The organism is Oerskovia sp. 140933 (assembly GCF_059651515.1).
Genome location: NZ_JAMXIO010000080.1, coordinates 1 through 526, shown reverse-complemented (window position 1 = coordinate 526; position 526 = coordinate 1). Strand labels below are relative to the sequence as shown.

General features: G+C 63.7%; 1 protein-coding gene. It reads left to right on the top strand.

The features are described 5' to 3' along the window. Positions 1 to 29: 29 nt before the first annotated feature. Positions 30 to 526 (top strand): FAD-dependent oxidoreductase (locus NHG27_RS18985; RefSeq protein ID WP_497017362.1); only part of this gene is annotated, 497 nt, incomplete at its 3' end.

Sequence of the window (526 nt, the reverse complement as noted above, 5' to 3'; positions counted from 1 at the left end):
CCCTCCTCGACCGGAAGGCGTTCTTTCTTGTGAGCAGCTCTCGTCCTTTGCGTGTGGCTATCGTCGGTGCTGGTCCGGCTGGGATCTATGCGGCGGACATTCTGTCGAAGACGGATGTGGCGGTGAGTATCGATCTGTTCGAGCGGTTGCCGGCGCCGTTCGGGTTGGTGCGGTATGGGGTGGCGCCGGATCATCCGCGGATCAAGGCGATCATCGTGGCGTTGCACAAGGTGTTGGCGCGTGGTGATGTGCGGTTGTTGGCGAACGTGGAGTACGGGGTTGATCTGAAGCTGGATGATCTGCGGCAGTTCTATGACGCGGTGATCTTCTCGACGGGGTCGATCCGGGATGCGGCGTTGGCGATCGAGGGGATCGATCTGCCGGGGTCGTTCGGGGCGGCTGATTTCGTGTCGTGGTATGACGGGCATCCGGATGTGCCGCGGACGTGGCCGTTGGAGGCTCGGCAGGTTGCGGTGCTGGGGGCGGGGAACGTGGCGTTGGACGTGGCGCGGGTGCTGGCCAAGCA